The organism is Pseudomonas sp. LBUM1656, assembly GCF_059716065.1.
In genome coordinates, this window is record NZ_CP166800.1 from 1,046,011 (window position 1) to 1,062,790 (window position 16,780).

The window sequence follows — 16,780 nt, forward strand, 5'->3', positions numbered from 1 at the left end:
CGTCACTCCGGGTAGGAGATTCGCCAGGCGCAGCGCCGGGGTAATGGGCTGCGTCTTGAGACAAGCAAGGATTATTCCTGATTCTGAGGGATACACCAGCGACATTCGTCGTTTATCAGCCTTGAACAGGTCCGGGGTAGAAGGGTTAGAATGGGATCCAATTTTGCACACGGACGTCAATTGTCTAATGCCTGTCCTGACCGAGGGTGCCCAAGCGTTGCAGCAAGGTACTTCGCTGGAAAAAGAGGAGCTGTTTCCCATTCGTGAAGTCGCGCGTTTGACGGGTATCAACCCCGTCACCTTGCGGGCATGGGAGCGGCGATATGGCCTGATCCAGCCTACACGCACCGAAAGCGGGCATCGGTTGTACTCGATGGCCGATATCGAAAAGGTTCGCAGCATTCTCGGCTGGATCGATCGCGGCGTCGCGGTCAGCAAGGTCGGCAAGATACTGGCGAAGACCGAACCGCTCAGAGTCCTGGCGAACATCATTCCGGACGAACTCGTTCAGGCCGACTATGCCCAGTGGCAGCAGCAGGTTCAGGTGGCCGTGACGGCGTTTGATGAAGTGCAGCTGGAGCAGATCTACGGACAGATTTTTTCCAGTTATCCCCTGACTGTGGTGTTTCAGGACATCCTGATGCCGATCTGGAAGCTGATGCTGCAGCGTCATGAAGCGTTCGGTCAGACCAGCGAATGGCTTTTTCTGGATGGTTTTCTGCGATCTCGCGTGTTGCAGCGCATGTTGCTGGTGCGCGTCATGCAACCGCGACGCGTGATTGTCTGCGCCCTGGCCGATCAGGCCCATGAACTCGAAGTGTTGCTCACGGCGTTGTATCTGAGCAGTGTCGACTCGGCCATTCAATTGCTGGCGATCGGGCAGCCCTTCGACGAGTTGACCCTGGTTTGCGAGCGGATCAAGCCCACGGCACTGGTGCTGGTGTCCAATCACGCGCCGGCCGTTGAGTTGCCTCGACGTTTGAATCGTCTGGCCCTGAGCCTGGATTGTCAGTTGCTGCTGGCCGGCGATGCGTCCGACCTGGTCCAGGACAGCCTGGCCGGAACGTCGATCGGGTGCCTGGGGAATGAGGGAATGGTGATGCGTCAGCGTCTGAAACAGTTCCTGGCAGGAAACCTGGATACCTGAATCAGATGTGCAGGGCGGGATGTGTCAGGCGATGTTGCTGAAGGATGTACTGACGCAGACGCTCGGTCTCGTCCTTGTCGCTCTGGCTCAATTCGTAGGCGTAGAAACCTTGCTCGGTTTCACGCTCGAAGGTGCCGCGCAATGCAATCCGCTCATAGCCTGACGGGCTGAACCACAGCGCAAAGTGCTTGGGTGGTTTGGTCTTGTTGCGCACTTCCAGCAAAACCCCTTTGAACGATATTTCATGCACCCACATAGTGCCGGGTTGGCCTTTGGCATTTTCCAGCGCCACCGGCTCTTCAAGTGACAAGCGCCATGGACGAACCATCGGCCCGTCTTCAAAAATACTCGGCACGCCCAGGCGCAAATGCAGCGCGTGAAACTCGTCTTCCACCAGGTGCAGCGGAAAGGTCATTTGCTGGTTTTCGAAGTTCGCCTGAATGGTAACTTGCTCATGTGCCGCCAGGCGCGTGAGCAAATCACGGATTTGCGATCCTCCGTTGACGAGCAGGCTCGACGTCGCATCCCGCACATTCAGTTGCGGGTTGTGTTGCATGGTCTGGATGAAATCCAGCTCATCCTGTGTCAGGAGTGCGTCGCGTTGCATGGCTAACTCGAAAGAAAAAGTTACAAAGTCATCGGTGATTGTAGTTAATGACAATTAATTCGCTGTTTTGTTTTCGCCGTTCGTCGCTTTCAGCGCAGCCAGTTCGGCTTGCGTCTTAGCCAATTGCGCTTCCAGCTGCGCAACTCGCTGCTGTGCCTTGACCTGGACGGTGACGTCTTTCTGCACGCCAACAAAGTAGGTTTGTCCGTCACTCGGATTTTTCACTGTAGAAAGGGACAGTTCATTCCAGAACGGCGTGCCGTCCTTGCGGTAGTTTCTCAGGATTTCCCGGCAGGAGCCGCCACTGCTCAACGACTCGCGAATCGTAGCGAGTGCTTCTTGATCACGGTCGCCAGACTGCAGGAAACGGCAATCCTGGTAGAGGATTTCTTCGCTGGTGTAACCCGTCAGACGCTCGAACGCCGGGTTTACGTAAATCAGGATGTTGTCCTGTTCGCCTTCCTTTTCGGCAATCACGATGCCGTCGTTGGAAGCGTTGATCACCATTTGCAGCAGTTGAGCGTTGATCATCGGAGAGTCCTTTCCGAGTGGGTTGAGGGCCGCATTCTAAAAGATCAAATGAGCCTGTGCTGTTAATATCTGTGTCTTTTACTCAGCTTCAGGATCAGTTTGATGAAAGTTGCCATCATTTCCGGCTCGGTGTACGGCTCGGCTGAAGAAGTTGCCCGTCACGCAGCCACTCTTTTAAAAGAAGCAGGTTTCGAAACCTGGCACAACCCGCGGGCAACGCTTGCCGATGTCCAGGCATTCGGCCCGGAAGCGTTTTTGGCGGTGACGTCGACCACCGGCATGGGTGAGTTGCCCGATAACCTGCAGCCGCTGTACTCGACGATTCGCGATCTGTTGCCCGCCGCGTGGCGTGGCCTGCCGGGTGCCGTGATTGGCTTGGGCGATGCAAGTTATGGCGATACGTTCTGCGGTGGCGGTGAGCAGATGCGGGAATTGTTCGGCGAACTGGGCCTGCGCGAAGTGCTGCCGATGCTACGCCTGGACGCCAGCGAAAGCGTGACCCCGGAAACCGACGCCGAACCTTGGCTGACCGAGTTGATTACTGCGCTGCGGGGCTGACCGGCCGCTCGCGCAACAGGGCGAGCCAGGCTTGCGCGGCTTTCGACAGGTACGCCCCCTGACGCCAGATAAAGGCAATGTCCCAACGCAAATAGCTCGGGGCATTCAAGGTCAGGCGTACCACCCCCGGCCGCACCAGCCCACGCGCCACCACGCTGGGCAACAGCACCACGCCCTGGCCGGCGGCCACCAGCGCCGCGAGAAAATCCGCCTGGCCACTGCGTCCACCTTCCCTGGGCGTAAAGCCCAGCTGGTGACACGCCTGCAGCAAACGGTCGTTGAGCACGAAGCTGCGTTGATACAGCAGGAACGGCGTCTCGGCCAATTCCTCCAAACCGATTACCGACTGGGTCGCCAGCGGATGATCCGCCGGTATCAGCGCGTCCAGCGGCTCGTCACAGAACGGCTGAAAGGCGAACTGCGGATCCTTCGGCAACAGACTGCCACCGAGTTCGAGCTCACCGCTCAATACCGCCTGCTCGATGTTCAGGCTGCCGCCCTCCAGTAACTGAATGCTGATATTCGGATAACGCCGTCGGTATTCGGCAAACAGCCCGGCGAACAGTGCATCACTGCCCAGCAGTGGCAGCCCCAGGCGCAATTCCCCGCGTGCCAGTTGGCTCAAATCGTCCAGCTCGCTGAGCAACTCGTTGCGCAGCCGCAGCATGCCTTCGGCCCGTTGCAGCACCACATTGCCGGCGGCGGTCAGGCGAAGTTGCGAACCCAGGCGTTCGAGCAGCGGGGTGCCCAGGCTCTGTTCCAGCTGAGCGATTTGCTTGCTGACCGCCGATTGGCTGATGTGCAGCGTCTTGGCCGCTTGGGTGAAACCACCTTGGTGCATCACTTCGACGAAGCTGCGGAGCTGTTTAAATTCCATATGCATGATTCCAGATTGGAATAGTACTGAGTCTAACAATTCGTTTCGGGGATAGCAGCCCGCTCCGTAAAATGAGCGCCTGAGGACCGAAACCATGAATGCATGCACCCTGAAACGCCTGGCTCGATTGACCGCTGAACTGGCCGTGCTGCTCGGCATCTACCTGCTCGGTTGTGAGATCGCCGCATGGTTTGCCTGGCCAATCCCGGGTGGGGTCGTCGGTATGGCGCTGTTGCTGCTGGCGTTCGCCGTTGGCGCGATCAAACCCGCGGCACTGCAAATGGGAGCCGGCCTGTTAATGGCCGAGATGCTGCTGTTTTTTATCCCGGCGCTGATGAGCCTGCTCGACTACGGCGGCCTGATGCGCGATGACGGCTGGCGGATTCTGTTGGTGATTGGTGTCAGTACACTAATGGTGATGCTGGTCACCGCGTTTACCGTGGAATGTGTTGTGCGGTTGAGGAGGTCCCATGAAGCTTGAGCTGATGCCGATGTTCTGGCTGGCCTTCACGCTCTTGGCCTATTGGTTCAGTCGCTGGATCTACCGGCGCACCGGGCGTTATCTGCTGTCACCGCTGATCCTGGTTCCGGCCCTGCTGCTGGCCCTCGCTGTGCCGCTGCACACCGCGTATTCGGAATATTCGAGCAACACCCATTGGCTGATGTTGGTGCTGGGGCCGGTGACCGTCGCGTTCGCCGTGCCGATCTGGCAGCAACGGCAGATGCTGATGCGGCATTGGTCGGCGTTGCTGCTCGGAATGCTGGCGGGCAGTGCGGCGTCCATCGGCACCTCGTTCGGACTGGCCAAGGCGTTGGCGCTGGACAGTTCGGTGACGATGTCGCTGGTGCCCCGTTCCATCACCACGCCGTTTGCCATGCCACTGGCTCACGATCTCGGCGGGGTGCCCGAGTTGACGGCGGTGTTCGTGATGTTCACCGGGGTGTTCGGGGCGATGCTCGGCGGCATTCTGTTGAAGTGGCTGCCGTTGCGCAGTGCCCTTGCGCGCGGCGCGTTGTTTGGCGTCGGCGCGCACGGTGCCGGCGTCAGTCGGGCCCATGAAGTGGGCGGTGAAGAAGGCTCGGTCGCGGGGCTTGTCATGGTGCTGACGGGACTTTTGAACCTGTTTGCCGCCCCGTTATTGGCGGCGGTCCTTTGACATGGATCCAGGCTTTCTTCTGAACTGACTCGTTAGGCCATCAAGCTGGCTGCCAATGCAACTACACGAACTCGGGGGGCTGACTAGACTGCTGTAACGACAGTAAAACAATAAGAACAGGAGGTCCTTGCCGTGAACGTTGCTCCCGTCCAATCCCCCCACAATGTCAAAGACCAGGTCAGTGCCGCCGAGTGGCAGACCCGCGTCGACCTGGCTGCCTGTTATCGTCTGGTCGCCTCGCATGGTTGGGACGATCTGATCTTTACGCACATTTCCGCCAAGGTGCCGGGCACCGAAGATTTTCTGATCAACCCGTTCGGATTGATGTTTCACGAGATCACCGCGTCGAGCCTGGTCAAGGTCGATCAGGCCGGCAACAAGCTGATGGACAGTCCTTACGAGATCAACCCGGCGGGCTACACCATTCACAGCGCCGTGCATGAAGTGCGTCACGATGTGGTCTGCGTGCTGCACACCCACACCGCCGCAGGTGTGGCGGTGTCCGCGCAAAAGCAGGGCATTCTGCCAATCAGTCAGCAGTCATTGTTTGTGCTGTCCAGCCTGGCTTACCACGCCTACGAAGGCGTTGCCCTGAACCATGAAGAGAAGGCACGCCTGCAAGCCGACCTCGGCGAAAACAATTTCCTGATGCTGCACAACCACGGCTTGCTGACCTGTGGCAGCACCATCGCCGACACGTTCCTGATGATGTTCACCTTCCAGCGTGCCTGCGATATCCAGGTGCTGGCGCAGAACGGTGGTACCGAACTGATCGCCATCGAGCCGCAGATTCTGGCGGGCGCCAAGGCGATGATCGCTGGCGTGACCAAAAGTGCTCAAGGGATGGGCGGCGCGTTGGCCTGGCCGGCGTTGCTGCGCAAACTCGATCAACAAGACCCGGGTTATAAACTCTAATGGCACTCGCCGAGATCCCCCTGTGTGTCTGGCGCAAACGGGGCCAGACGTTTGTATTCCGTGGCCAGGCCATCCGTTACTGGACGGCGGGGCAGGGTGAGCCGCTGCTGCTCATTCATGGCTTCCCGACTGCCAGTTGGGACTGGCATTACCTGTGGCAACCGCTGGCGCAACGCTATCGGGTGATTGCCTGCGACATGCTCGGCTTTGGCGACTCAGCCAAACCGGTCAACCATGAATACAGCCTGTTGGAGCAGGCCAATCTGCAACAGGCCTTGCTCGCGCACCTGGACGTCGAGCAGCCGGTGCACGTGCTGGCCCACGATTATGGCGACAGCGTAGCTCAGGAGCTGTTGGCCCGGCATTACGAAACCCGCATTGATCTCGCCAGTTGCGTGTTCCTCAACGGTGGCTTGTTTCCTGAAACCCATCGCCCGGTATTGATGCAAAAACTGCTGCTCAGCCCCTTGGGCTGGATGATTGGGCGAGCCTTTACCCGCGACAGACTGGTGAAAAGTTTCCGGCAGATCTTCGGTCCGCAGACGCGACCCAGCGAAAGCGAGATGGATGATTTCTGGGGGCTGATCGACAGCAATCACGGCCCGCGGATCATGCACAAACTCATCGCCTACATCCCTGAACGGCGTGTCCAGCGCGAGCGTTGGGTCAGCGCCATGCAGCGCGGTGAAGTGCCGCTGCGGGTCATCGACGGCGAGGTCGATCCGATTTCCGGTGCTCACATGGTCAAGCGCTATCGGGAGCTGGTCCCCGACCCGGACACGGTCTTGCTGCCTGATATTGGCCATTACCCACAGACCGAAGCGCCGGCGCAGGTGCTCAAGCATTACCTGGAGTTTCGGGATCGGCTGGTTTCACCACCACGCAGGGTGGCGTGTTCCTGACTATCCCCCTGCCTTATCGGGCACCATTCAGCTCTACCCGTGTTTATTGTGACCAGCAGCCTGGTGCCTGACACTCGGACTTATTGTCCCTGGTCTGCTGGAGTTCCCCATGAATGAGTCTGTGCGCTTCGAAGATAAAGTAGTGATCGTCACGGGTGCAGGCGGCGGCCTGGGCCGGGCTCACGCACTGCTGTTCGCAAAGCAGGGCGCCAAAGTGCTGGTCAATGATCTCGGCGGCTCGGCTCAGGGGGAAGGCGCGAACGCGTCGGCAGCAGACCGCGTAGTGGCGGAAATCCGCGAGGCGGGCGGCATCGCCGAAGCCAACCACGACTCCGTCACCGACGGCGACAAAATCGTCCAGCACGCCCTCGACGCGTTCGGTCGCATTGACGTGGTGGTCAACAACGCCGGAATTCTGCGCGACAAGACCTTCCACAAAATGGACGACGCCGACTGGGACCTGGTTTACCGCGTCCACGTCGAAGGCGCCTACAAAGTCACCCGCGCCGCCTGGCCGCACATGCGCGAGCAAAACTATGGCCGCGTGATCTTCACCGCCTCGACCTCAGGCATCTACGGCAACTTCGGCCAGTCCAACTACGGCATGGCCAAACTCGGCCTCTACGGCCTGACCCGCACCCTCGCCATCGAAGGCCGCAAGAACAACATCCTGGTCAACGCCATCGCGCCCACCGGCGGCACTCGCATGACCGAAGGCCTGATTCCGCCGCAAGTGTTCGAGCAACTCAAGCCCGAACTGGTCAGCCCGTTGGTGGTGTACCTGGCCAGTGAGAATTGCCAGGAGACTTCCGGGTTGTTTGAAGTCGGTGGCGGCTGGATGGGCAAGGTACGTTGGGAACGCAGCCTGGGAGCCGGGTTTGATCCGCGGGTGGGTTTCTCCCCGGAAGACGTGGCGGCGCAGTGGGAGCAGATTTGTGATTTCGAAGGGGCCGCGCATCCGAAGGACAATATTGAGGCGTTGAAGGAGATGATGGGGAATTTGCAGAAGTATTCGATTTAACAGTTTAGGGGGAGCAAGCATGAATGCTTGCTCCCTTATGTTTATTCTTCGGGTTTGAAGCCTGGTTTTCCGTTGGCGGTTCGCCATTCCTTGATGGCTTTTAGTACGCCGGCAGGGCTGTCTTCAACGCCCGGCGCGGGATAATACAAAATACCTGTTCCGTTTGGGTGTTCTGAAGTGCTTACGATGTGGTCGACAATTGCGTCGTGTTCTTTCTCCGATAAGTAGTCGTCTTCAATTAATCGATTTATCAGGCTCATATATTCGGATTCTGTGTATTCTTCGAATTTTTTTTGAAAGGTCATCTCATTTATCTCCTTTTTTGGAGTGGATTCTGATGTGCTGTTTTGGTGTTAGTACTCGAAGATTATCTAGATCGTAGATCGAACCACCTTCGCTGATTGGCTTGATGTGGTGAATTTCAAACTTTTGCCGTCCACCCACTTGCTCTGATGGCAGAGCGCTTGGAGAAAGCCCTCTCCTGATATCAATCTTGTTGAAGAAGGGGAATTGGTCCATCAAAAGGTCGTCATTCGCCACCTTCCTCCAAAACTCTCTCCGAAAAGCATCGAAACTCGAAAACTCCCTCCCACGAAGTTTATCCGCAATCCGCGTGGGAATTGGCGCGCCTTCCAGCGTCGCGGCCGCACCCAACCAATTTCCTGAAACCGACTCACCAACGCCTATGGCAATACCCGAATCCTGCCGTCAATCCCTGAGCAGGGTGAAAATCGGAGGAAGGCCAGAGTCGATCGGAAAGACGGTGATGAATCCGCCAAAACCGTAGCGATCAAACTCCGGAAATGGATCGATTCGTCCGGTGAGGGGAGTGACAGTGGCGCCTTCATAGATCGGCAGGTCTGTTTCGGTCAGAGGGAAGTCAGTCGACGTATTTTTTGGGTCAACCAATGGCGTCCAGGTAATGACGGGACCGTTTGTGGTGGTGCTGCCGGAGGTGTAAACATTCTTCTGTGGGTCAAAGTGAGCAAGCTTCACTGGCACTTTGTCGGGGACCGTAACGCTGTCAGTGGCAACGACGAAGAGCTCCACTCTATTGCGAAACGTCGTCGAGCCGATTGTCACCGGCAGCTCAATTTCTCCTCCGGTGACTGCTTGCTCGTACAGATTAGCGGTCGGAAGGGACGCGAGTTCTGACAGGGGAACGCTGACAGAATAAAGATCACTATTGCTTAGCCTGGCGGGAACGATCAGCGCGGCGAAACCCATAAGGGTCGGCGCCGTTGCTGTTGCGAGCGCTTCGACAACGGCGGCTACCGCAGTTCGCAGCGCAGCCTTAAGGGCTAAAGAGGCCTCGCGGCTAACGTCCACGGTTCCGTTTGTTCCGGAGAATACGGGGCCCGATGCCGCTGTCGATCCTGCGTTGGCGAACGTCAGACTGGCCTGGTATACCTGCGTGCTCCATAGCGCATGGAGGCGCGCCTTTTCTCTCTCCACCTGTTGCTTTTCAATTCGCGCCTGCTCGTTTTGCCGAACGAACTCGGCGTGCTTTTCCATCAACTCCCGTGTGTTTGCTTCCCTTTGTTTGCGGAACCGCTCCAATTCTGCTTCCCACTTGGCCTTGGCTTGTGCATCAAGACGGGCCTTTTCGGCGGCGACCTGCTGCGCTGCCGCTTGCGCCGCGACTTGAGCTTGCTCGGCCGCCGCCCGCCGCGCACTTTCCAATGCTGCAAGTCGCGCTTGTTCTCGAACCCGGGCTGCTGCTTCCTCATTTACGCGTACCAACTCTTCAGCCGCTTTCTGGGCTTGCTCATTGGCCTGCACAGCACTGAGAAAGTTCTGCACATTGACGTTCTGCTGTCTTAGTAATTCGAGGCCTTGAGCCAACAATCTTGCATCGTGGGCCGCCCGAAGGGAGTGAAACAATGCCTGCATGGCAACGCCGTTCGGCACTGGCCTCTTTTCAATAGTTGTGGCTTTCGTCATGAATTCGTTGATGTGTCTGTTAAATGGATCTCCTCCATAGAAAAAATTGGCGACAGCTGTTTTGTTTTGGAACTCAGCCGTTTTTCGATCGATGAGTCTGCTTCGTACGTCCAGCTCGCGAATGATCGATTGCACAGGCGGAAGTGGATCAGTTGAGCCCTCAAGCCGAGTGGTGGCGAGTTCATTTTCAATGGTTTGCGGCAGTTGGCTGGACTTGGTTTTATATTCCTGTTCCAGCGCATTAGAAGTGGCTTTAATTGTGTTGATATTCTGGTAGTAAACCGGTATGCCGTGCCCGTGTGGGCCCGTAATCACTGTGGTCGATGTTCTCGGTGCAGGTGTCATGTGATCGGGTGCTTGGCCGATCGTATGGACAGGTTCACTGATATCCAGAAAACCTGGTCTTGGTGGCTTTTGCATATTCATATCCTTTTGAATGTGCAGGGTGTTTTAGATGCCGTGTATTAGTGGCATGTTCTAAAAAATTCGAGTTATTGGGGCGTGCCATAAAACGTTACAACCAAAACTGAAAGTCTGGGTCCGAGAAATGTGTAGGCCCTTACATATAGAGTTGAGAGAGGTTTCTATGCGGCAGGAATAAACCTGCGAATGTCTTTCGCGTAAAGAGATGTTTCTTATCTCGTTATAGGAAATATCTTGCATGAGGTGCTTGAGCGAAAAATCCCTGTCACCCCACCAGCCACAAAACCATCGCCCATAAAAAAGGCCGCTGCAAACGCAGCGGCCAAAGTAAGACGTTGGATCAAGGAGCTACAAATCAACGTCAGTGAACACGGGGCGATCAATCGAAAAGCGTCGATTCATCTGGATCCTGTCGCCATGGCACGGGCTGATCACACACCATCGCTTCGCGCTTCCTGGCTATTCACCGTGAAAGCCCGGCAAGAATAAGGCCTTGAGCCCAAAGGAAAAATAGCGATTCGCGACATGAACTGTTGCAGCATGAGTAACAGTGCGCCTCGCCACGTCCCCTGTAGCAGCAGGCTCGCGCTGCTCGACAGCTGCTACAGGGGGCGGTGCCATCCATGCGTTCTGCTGATAACCCCCCATCCAGCCCATCCATACCCGGCGAAAACCCCCGCACCATCAGGCCATTCATCCTTTAGAGGTACACCACGAATACCTCCTTGGTGCGCTTATCGCTCCCCACGTGCGGCAGTAGGGTGGGGCCTTCTGTCACTCACCGGGGAAGACGCATGACAAAAACAACAATGCGCGCCATCTTCACGCCGCAAGCGCTGGCCGCTGCGGTTGCCTTGGGCTGCTGCGCCCAGGCGCAAGCGGTTGCATTCAACATTGGCGAAATCGAGGGGACCTTCGACTCCTCGCTCTCCGTCGGCGCGAGTTGGGGCATGCGCGATGCCGATAGATCGTTGGTGGGTACGGTCAACGGCGGGACCGGTCAATCTTCGACTGGTGATGATGGCCGGCTGAACTTCAAGAAGGGCGAAACCTTCTCCAAGATCTTCAAGGGCCTGCACGACCTCGAATTGAAATACGGCGACACCGGCGTGTTCGTCCGTGGCAAGTACTGGTACGACTTCGAGCTCAAGGACGAAGACCGCGAGTTCAAGCCGATCAGCGACAGTGGCCGCAAGGAGGGCGCCAAGTCTTCCGGCGCGCAGATTCTCGATGCCTTCGTTTATCACAACTATTCCATCGCCGATTTGCCAGGCACCGTGCGCGCCGGCAAACAGGTGGTCAGTTGGGGTGAAAGTACTTTCATCGGCAACTCGATCAACAGCATCAACCCGATCGACGTCTCGGCGTTCCGTCGTCCGGGCGCCGAGATCAAGGAAGGGCTGATTCCGGTGAACATGCTGTTCGCCTCCCAGGGTCTGACCGATCAGCTCTCGGTGGAAGGGTTCTATCAACTGGAGTGGGACCAGACGGTCGTCGACAACTGCGGCACCTTCTTTGGCAACGACGTGGTGGCGGATGGTTGCAACAACAACTACACCGTCGGCAGCCCCGCGATTGCCCCGTTGGCGCCATTGGCGGCTGCCTTCGGTCAACCGATCCAGGTGACCCGCGAGGGCGTGGTCGTTCCCCGTGGCGGCGACCGCGATGCGCGGGATTCCGGGCAGTGGGGCACGGCGTTGCGCTGGCTCGGTGACGACACCGAATACGGCCTGTATTTCATGAATTACCACAGCCGCACACCGACGGTCGGCACCACCACCGCCGGCCTGTCGACGCTGGCCAGCCTGCCGGGCATGGTGAGTGTGGCCAACCGACTGGCGCCGGGCAGCGGAGCAGGCCTGGCCCAAAGCGTGATGCTCGGACGCGGTCAGTACTACCTCGAATACCCGGAAGACATTCGTCTCTATGGCGCGAGTTTCTCCACCACCCTGCCTACCGGCACCGCGTGGAGCGGTGAGATCAGCTATCGCCCGAATGCTCCGGTGCAGCTCAGCACCAACGACTTGACCCTGGCAATGGTCAACCCGATTGCCGGTGGCACTGCGTCACCGATTGCCACCACCCCTGGCGCTGACAACAAAGGCTACCGCCGCAAGGAAGTCACGCAAGTCCAGACCACCTTCACGCAGTTCTTCGATCAAGTGTGGGGCGCCCAGCGCTTGACCCTGGTTGGCGAAGCGGCGGTGGTTCACGTCGGTGGCCTGGAATCGCGCAGCAATCTGCGTTACGGCCGCGACTCGGTCTACGGCCAGTACGGTTTCGGCGGCGATACCGAAGGCTTCGTCACCTCGACTTCGTGGGGCTACCGCGCGCGGGCGATCCTCGATTACGCCAACGTGATCGGCGGGATCAACCTCAAACCCAATCTGTCCTGGTCCCATGACGTCGCTGGCTACGGCCCCAACGGGCTGTTCAACGAAGGCGCCAAGGCGGTCAGCGTCGGCGTTGATGCCGACTACCGCAACACCTATACCGCGAGCCTCAGTTACACCGATTTCTTCGGCGGTGACTACAACACCCTGGAAGACCGCGACTTTCTGGCACTGAGCTTCGGCGTGAACTTCTGATCTGGCTGAGAAGGATGAATTTGATGCGCAAAATGATTCTGCAATGCGGCGCCCTGGCCCTGAGCCTGCTGGCGGCCAACGTGATGGCGGCGGTCTCGCCGGACGAAGCGAACAAGCTCGGCACCAGCCTCACGCCGCTCGGCGCCGAGAAGGCCGGTAACGCGGATGGCTCGATCCCGGCGTGGACCGGTGGCATCCCGAAAAACGCGGGCGCGGTGGACAGCAAAGGCTTCCTGGCTGACCCCTTCGCCAGCGAAAAACCACTGTTCGTGATCACCCCCGCCAACGTCGACAAGTACAAGGACAAACTATCGGAAGGCCAGGTGGCGATGTTCAAGCGCTACCCGGAAACCTACAAGATCCCGGTCTACCCGACGCACCGCACCGTGGCCGTGCCGCCGGAAATTTACGAGTCGGCCAAGCGCAGTGCGCTGAACGTGAACAGCATCAACGAGGGTAACGGCCTGGCCAACTTCACCGGTAACCGCTACTACGCGTTCCCGATTCCGAAGACCGGGGTAGAGGTGTTGTGGAACCACATCACCCGTTATCACGGCGGCAACCTGCGCCGCATCATCACTCAGGTGACGCCGCAGACCAACGGCAGCTACACGCCGATCCGCTTTGAAGAAGAGATCGCCGTCCCGCAATTGATGAAGGACCTGGACCCGGAAAAAGCCGCCAACGTGCTGACCTTCTTCAAGCAGTCGGTCACGGCGCCGGCGCGTCTGGCGGGTAACGTGCTGCTGGTGCACGAAACCCTCGACCAGGTGAAAGAACCGCGTCTGGCGTGGATCTACAACGCCGGCCAACGCCGTGTGCGTCGCGCGCCGCAAGTAGCCTATGACGGGCCGGGTACTGCCGCTGACGGCCTGCGCACTTCCGATAACTTCGACATGTTCTCGGGTGCGCCGGATCGCTACGACTGGAAACTGGTCGGCAAGAAGGAAATGTACATCCCCTACAACAGCTACAAACTCGACTCGCCGAGCCTCAAGTACGACGACATCGTCAAGGCCGGCCACATCAACCAGGACCTGACCCGCTATGAATTGCACCGCGTCTGGGAAGTGATCGGCACGGTCAAGCCGAGCGAGCGACACATCTACGCCAAGCGCCACATGTACATCGACGAAGACAGCTGGCAAGTGGCGCTGGTGGACCACTACGACGGTCGCGGTCAACTGTGGCGAGTGGCGGAGGGGCACGCCCAGTACTACTACGATCACCAGGCCCAGGCGTACACACTGGAAGCGCTCTACGACATCATTGCCGGTCGCTACATTGCGCTGGGGATGAAGAACGAAGAGAAGCACAGCTTTGAGTTCGGCTTCGAAGCCAAGGCCGCCGACTACACGCCATCGGCATTGCGTGCCGAGGGGGTTCGGTAAGGCAATTGATACATTCGCTGTGCGAAAGGCGACCGCTTGGTCGCCTTTTTTATGGGCGTCAATCAGCGTCCTGAATACTTCTAAACAAGCGGGTTGGAGAGGGCTAGGGTTGCCGGACAATTATAAATAGGCACGCCGCAATGACCGCCATGACCCCGTGTCTTGACCGTTCTGGATTCCTGCCCCGTCTGTCCTCTCATCACCTGTCCCGTGATCGATTGACCGAGCCCTTGCTGGCTTCCACATCTCGGGTGAAATTACTCTGTGCGCCAGCTGGCAGCGGCAAGACCGCGCTGCTCGCCGACTGCCTGTTGCAGGCGCCGCCGAACTGTCGGGTGTGCTGGTTGCCGTTGTCCGGCGTGGCGATGAGTGCGGCGGATTTTCGTCAGCGTGTGGCAGATGCGTTGGGAATGGCTTCGTCAGAAGAGTCGGCGATGCTCGGCGCGCTGGCTCGATTGCAGGCGCCAACCCGGCTGTTTCTCGATGACTATTGCCGCGTTCCGAACCCGGAACTCGATCACCTGCTGGATCGCATGCTGGCCGTCAGCAGCCCGATGCTGACCTGGTGGCTGGGCGCCCGCCGTCGCCCGCAATGCAACTGGCCTCGGTTGCTGCTCGATGACGAATTGTACGAATGTGAGCGCGCCACGCTGGCTTTCAATCAAGTTGAAATCGCCGCGCTGTTGCATCACCTGACACCGGCCGAAGCCAACACCGCCGCCAGCAAGATTATCCAGCGCAGTGGCGGCTGGTGCGCCGGTGTCCGCGTTGCGCTGCTGCAAAAGTGCGACTGGTCGCGCAACGACCCGCATCACAGCCGACCGGACACGTTGCTCGATTACCTCGAGCACGAACTGTTCACCAGCCTGACCCCGGAGCTGACGGAAGCCTGGCGGGTGCTCGCACATTTGCCGCGATTCAATGCACGGCTGTGCGATCACCTGTTTGGCGCGGGGGAGGGCGCGCAATGTCTGAAGACGTTGCAGGACCTGGGGTGCTTCATCGAGCCGTGGCAGGACTCGGCCGACTGGCTGCAGATCTTCCCTCCACTCACGCAATTGATGCGCGATGAGCAATGGCCGGCCGGACGTTCCTGGCATCGCCGCGCCTGTCAGTGGTTCGCTGCCGAACTGGACTGGAAAGCCGCCTTCGAACAGGCCTTGCTGGCTGAGGAGTTCGAGGTCGCGGTCAGCCTGTTGCAGCATTTCAGTTTCGAGCATTTGTTCGAGGCGCAGACGGTCGTGCTGTTGTTGCGGTTGTACGAGCAACAAGGCGAAGCGCTGATGTTCGGCTCGCCGCAATTGGTCGGATTGATCACGGCGGCGTCGTTGTTTGCCGGGCGATTCGAGCAAGCTGGCGATTGCATTGAGCAGTTGTCTCGGTTCACCCCGCAACCGTCGGCGATTCTGCAGCGGCAACTGATCGCACGGTGGCAGGCTCAGCAGGGTTGGCTGTTGCATCTTCAAGGGCGGATGGACGGTTCGCGTGCGCATTTTCTCGAAGCGCTGAATGACCTCGGCCCAGAGCTCTGGACCGTGCGCGTGATGTGCTTGTCGGGGTTGACGCAGCAGGCATTGCTGCGGGGCGAACTGGATGTCGCTCAGGCGATGAACCGTGATGCTTTGTGCCTGGCGCGTGCGCAAGGTTCACTGGTCTTCGAGGGGCTGCTGGAGCTTGATCATGCACAATTGCTGGAGCAGCGGGGGGCTCCCCAACGTGCCGAACACTTGCTTGCGAACATCCATGAATTGCTGAGTCAGCCAGTCGAGCGACCTGTGCCGTTGCTGGGGCGAATCGCGCTGCGTCGCGGGCGGCTTGCATTGTGCCAGGGACATGATGAGCGCGCCGAGGCGTTCTTTCGGACCGGCCTGGAACAGTGCCTGCGCAGCCACGACAAACGTGTGCTTTACGGCTTTCTCGGTCTGGCGCAATTGGCGGCCAACCAGTGCGACTATGCCCAGGCATTCGTCTTGCTGCGCGACGCAGAGAGGCTGATGCAACAACGGCAGATTCCGGACACGGTTTACCGCGGTGTCCTGCTGCAAGTCAGTAGCCATTTTTGGTTACAGCAAAATCGTCCACAGCTGGCTCATGAAGCGTTGACTCGCGTACTGCGCCATTACCGAGGGCCATGCGCACGACAAGCCCCTCCCGCAACGCTGGAACTTATTCCACGTATCGAATACCTGCTGGCCATTGCCGATACGCAGCTTGAACCGGCCAATGCCCCCCTGGCCCAGCTTCAACATTGTCTGGATGCGGCGCAGCAGCAAGGCATGGTCAGCCTGGAAGCCGAATTGTATCTGGTGCTCGCTCAAGTCGAATGGTTAAGGGGCAATGTCACTCAATCTCAAGAGATTTTACAAATAGGGTTATGCCTGATTGAACGCTGTAATTTGCAGCAATCACTGCGAGAGCTAAGTCTGCGCCAACCTGATCTGCTTTCATCCAGCGTGCTGAAAAAAACAGAGTCAATCACCGACAGTCTACTGAGCCGCCGAGAATTGGAAGTGTTGACGTTAATTGCTCAGGGTAGTTCGAATCAGCAAATTGCCGAGCAACTTTATATTTCAGTGCATACCGTAAAGACACATGCGCGAAGGATTCATGGAAAGCTGGGGGTTGAGCGGCGAACGCAAGCCGTTGCAAAGGCCAAGTTTCTGAAGTTGTGGTAGTTAACATGAGTTGAAATAAAGCACTTCTTTTGCTGGGAAAAGTT

The 16,780-nt window shown here is 58.3% G+C and carries 17 protein-coding genes; 11 read left to right on the forward strand and 6 right to left on the reverse strand.

The genetic code is table 11. From position 1 onward, the window contains the following. The first annotated feature begins 187 nt into the window (after positions 1–187). On the forward strand, positions 188–1,147 hold the full coding sequence (locus ACA072_RS04540) for a MerR family transcriptional regulator (protein WP_497623376.1): 960 nt from the start codon (positions 188–190) through the stop codon (positions 1,145–1,147). A 1-nt stretch (position 1,148) separates the two neighbouring features. On the opposite strand, the gene ACA072_RS04545 is transcribed toward ACA072_RS04540, so the two are convergent. Together ACA072_RS04545 and ACA072_RS04550 are read right to left on the reverse strand one after the other, a co-directional pair. After that, positions 1,149–1,754, reverse strand: a complete 606-nt coding sequence (locus tag ACA072_RS04545; RefSeq protein WP_109628017.1) for a hypothetical protein — start codon at positions 1,752–1,754, stop codon at positions 1,149–1,151. 54 nt (positions 1,755–1,808) lie between these two features. After that, a complete protein-coding gene (locus tag ACA072_RS04550) occupies positions 1,809–2,285 on the reverse strand; it encodes a PAS domain-containing protein (protein WP_497623377.1) in 477 nt (158 codons plus the stop codon). Positions 2,286–2,387: 102 nt separating this feature from the next. On the opposite strand from ACA072_RS04550, the gene ACA072_RS04555 reads away from it, so the two are divergent. Continuing rightward, the gene (locus ACA072_RS04555) at positions 2,388–2,843 is read left to right on the forward strand and encodes a flavodoxin (protein ID WP_497623378.1); all 456 of its coding nucleotides are present in this window, start codon (positions 2,388–2,390) and stop codon (positions 2,841–2,843) included. On the opposite strand, the gene ACA072_RS04560 is transcribed toward ACA072_RS04555, so the two are convergent. After that, positions 2,824–3,720 (reverse strand): LysR family transcriptional regulator, encoded by an 897-nt coding sequence (locus ACA072_RS04560; RefSeq protein ID WP_497623379.1) that lies wholly within the window; start codon positions 3,718–3,720, stop codon positions 2,824–2,826. The two genes, ACA072_RS04555 and ACA072_RS04560, sit on opposite strands and share 20 nt — an antisense overlap. A gap of 94 nt (positions 3,721–3,814) precedes the next feature. On the opposite strand from ACA072_RS04560, the gene ACA072_RS04565 reads away from it, so the two are divergent. From ACA072_RS04565 to ACA072_RS04585, 5 genes are all read left to right on the forward strand, one after another. Beyond that, complete coding sequence (locus tag ACA072_RS04565; protein WP_497623380.1) at positions 3,815–4,201, forward strand: CidA/LrgA family protein; 387 nt, start codon at positions 3,815–3,817, stop codon at positions 4,199–4,201. Continuing rightward, positions 4,191–4,877 carry an LrgB family protein gene (locus ACA072_RS04570; RefSeq protein ID WP_497623381.1) on the forward strand — a complete coding sequence of 229 codons (687 nt, stop codon included), beginning with the start codon at positions 4,191–4,193 and terminating at the stop codon, positions 4,875–4,877. The genes ACA072_RS04565 and ACA072_RS04570 overlap by 11 nt, the downstream gene beginning before the upstream one ends. A gap of 132 nt (positions 4,878–5,009) precedes the next feature. Continuing rightward, positions 5,010–5,792 (forward strand): class II aldolase/adducin family protein, encoded by a 783-nt coding sequence (locus ACA072_RS04575; protein WP_497623382.1) that lies wholly within the window; start codon positions 5,010–5,012, stop codon positions 5,790–5,792. Beyond that, the gene (locus tag ACA072_RS04580; protein WP_497623383.1) at positions 5,792–6,694 is read left to right on the forward strand and encodes an alpha/beta fold hydrolase; all 903 of its coding nucleotides are present in this window, start codon (positions 5,792–5,794) and stop codon (positions 6,692–6,694) included. The genes ACA072_RS04575 and ACA072_RS04580 overlap by 1 nt, the downstream gene beginning before the upstream one ends. A gap of 109 nt (positions 6,695–6,803) precedes the next feature. Then, positions 6,804–7,715 carry an SDR family oxidoreductase gene (locus tag ACA072_RS04585; RefSeq protein ID WP_497623384.1) on the forward strand — a complete coding sequence of 304 codons (912 nt, stop codon included), beginning with the start codon at positions 6,804–6,806 and terminating at the stop codon, positions 7,713–7,715. Between the two features lie 41 nt (positions 7,716–7,756). On the opposite strand, the gene ACA072_RS04590 is transcribed toward ACA072_RS04585, so the two are convergent. Genes ACA072_RS04590 through ACA072_RS04600 form a run of 3 tightly spaced genes read right to left on the reverse strand, consistent with a single transcriptional unit; the run spans position 7,757 to position 10,079 of the window. Beyond that, a complete protein-coding gene (locus tag ACA072_RS04590) occupies positions 7,757–8,020 on the reverse strand; it encodes a bacteriocin immunity protein (protein WP_497623385.1) in 264 nt (87 codons plus the stop codon). Between the two features lies 1 nt (position 8,021). Further along, positions 8,022–8,408: an HNH endonuclease signature motif containing protein gene (locus tag ACA072_RS04595; protein ID WP_497624945.1), complete on the reverse strand. Its 387-nt coding sequence runs from the start codon at positions 8,406–8,408 to the stop codon at positions 8,022–8,024. Positions 8,409–8,423: 15 nt separating this feature from the next. Beyond that, the gene (locus ACA072_RS04600; RefSeq protein WP_497623386.1) at positions 8,424–10,079 is read right to left on the reverse strand and encodes an S-type pyocin domain-containing protein; all 1,656 of its coding nucleotides are present in this window, start codon (positions 10,077–10,079) and stop codon (positions 8,424–8,426) included. Between the two features lie 237 nt (positions 10,080–10,316). Here ACA072_RS04600 and ACA072_RS04605 point away from each other — a divergent pair, with 237 nt between their 5' ends. The 4 genes from ACA072_RS04605 to ACA072_RS04620 all read left to right on the forward strand — a co-directional run bounded on the left by ACA072_RS04605 (position 10,317) and on the right by ACA072_RS04620 (position 16,736). Further along, on the forward strand, positions 10,317–10,571 hold the full coding sequence (locus tag ACA072_RS04605) for a hypothetical protein (RefSeq protein WP_497623387.1): 255 nt from the start codon (positions 10,317–10,319) through the stop codon (positions 10,569–10,571). Positions 10,572–10,876: 305 nt separating this feature from the next. Beyond that, entirely contained in the window at positions 10,877–12,670 is a 1,794-nt protein-coding gene (locus tag ACA072_RS04610) for a DUF1302 domain-containing protein (RefSeq protein ID WP_497623388.1), read from the forward strand. A 23-nt stretch (positions 12,671–12,693) separates the two neighbouring features. Beyond that, a complete protein-coding gene (locus tag ACA072_RS04615) occupies positions 12,694–14,061 on the forward strand; it encodes a DUF1329 domain-containing protein (RefSeq protein ID WP_497623389.1) in 1,368 nt (455 codons plus the stop codon). Between the two features lie 140 nt (positions 14,062–14,201). Beyond that, on the forward strand, positions 14,202–16,736 hold the full coding sequence (locus ACA072_RS04620) for a LuxR C-terminal-related transcriptional regulator (RefSeq protein WP_497623390.1): 2,535 nt from the start codon (positions 14,202–14,204) through the stop codon (positions 16,734–16,736). Positions 16,737–16,780: the final 44 nt, after the last annotated feature.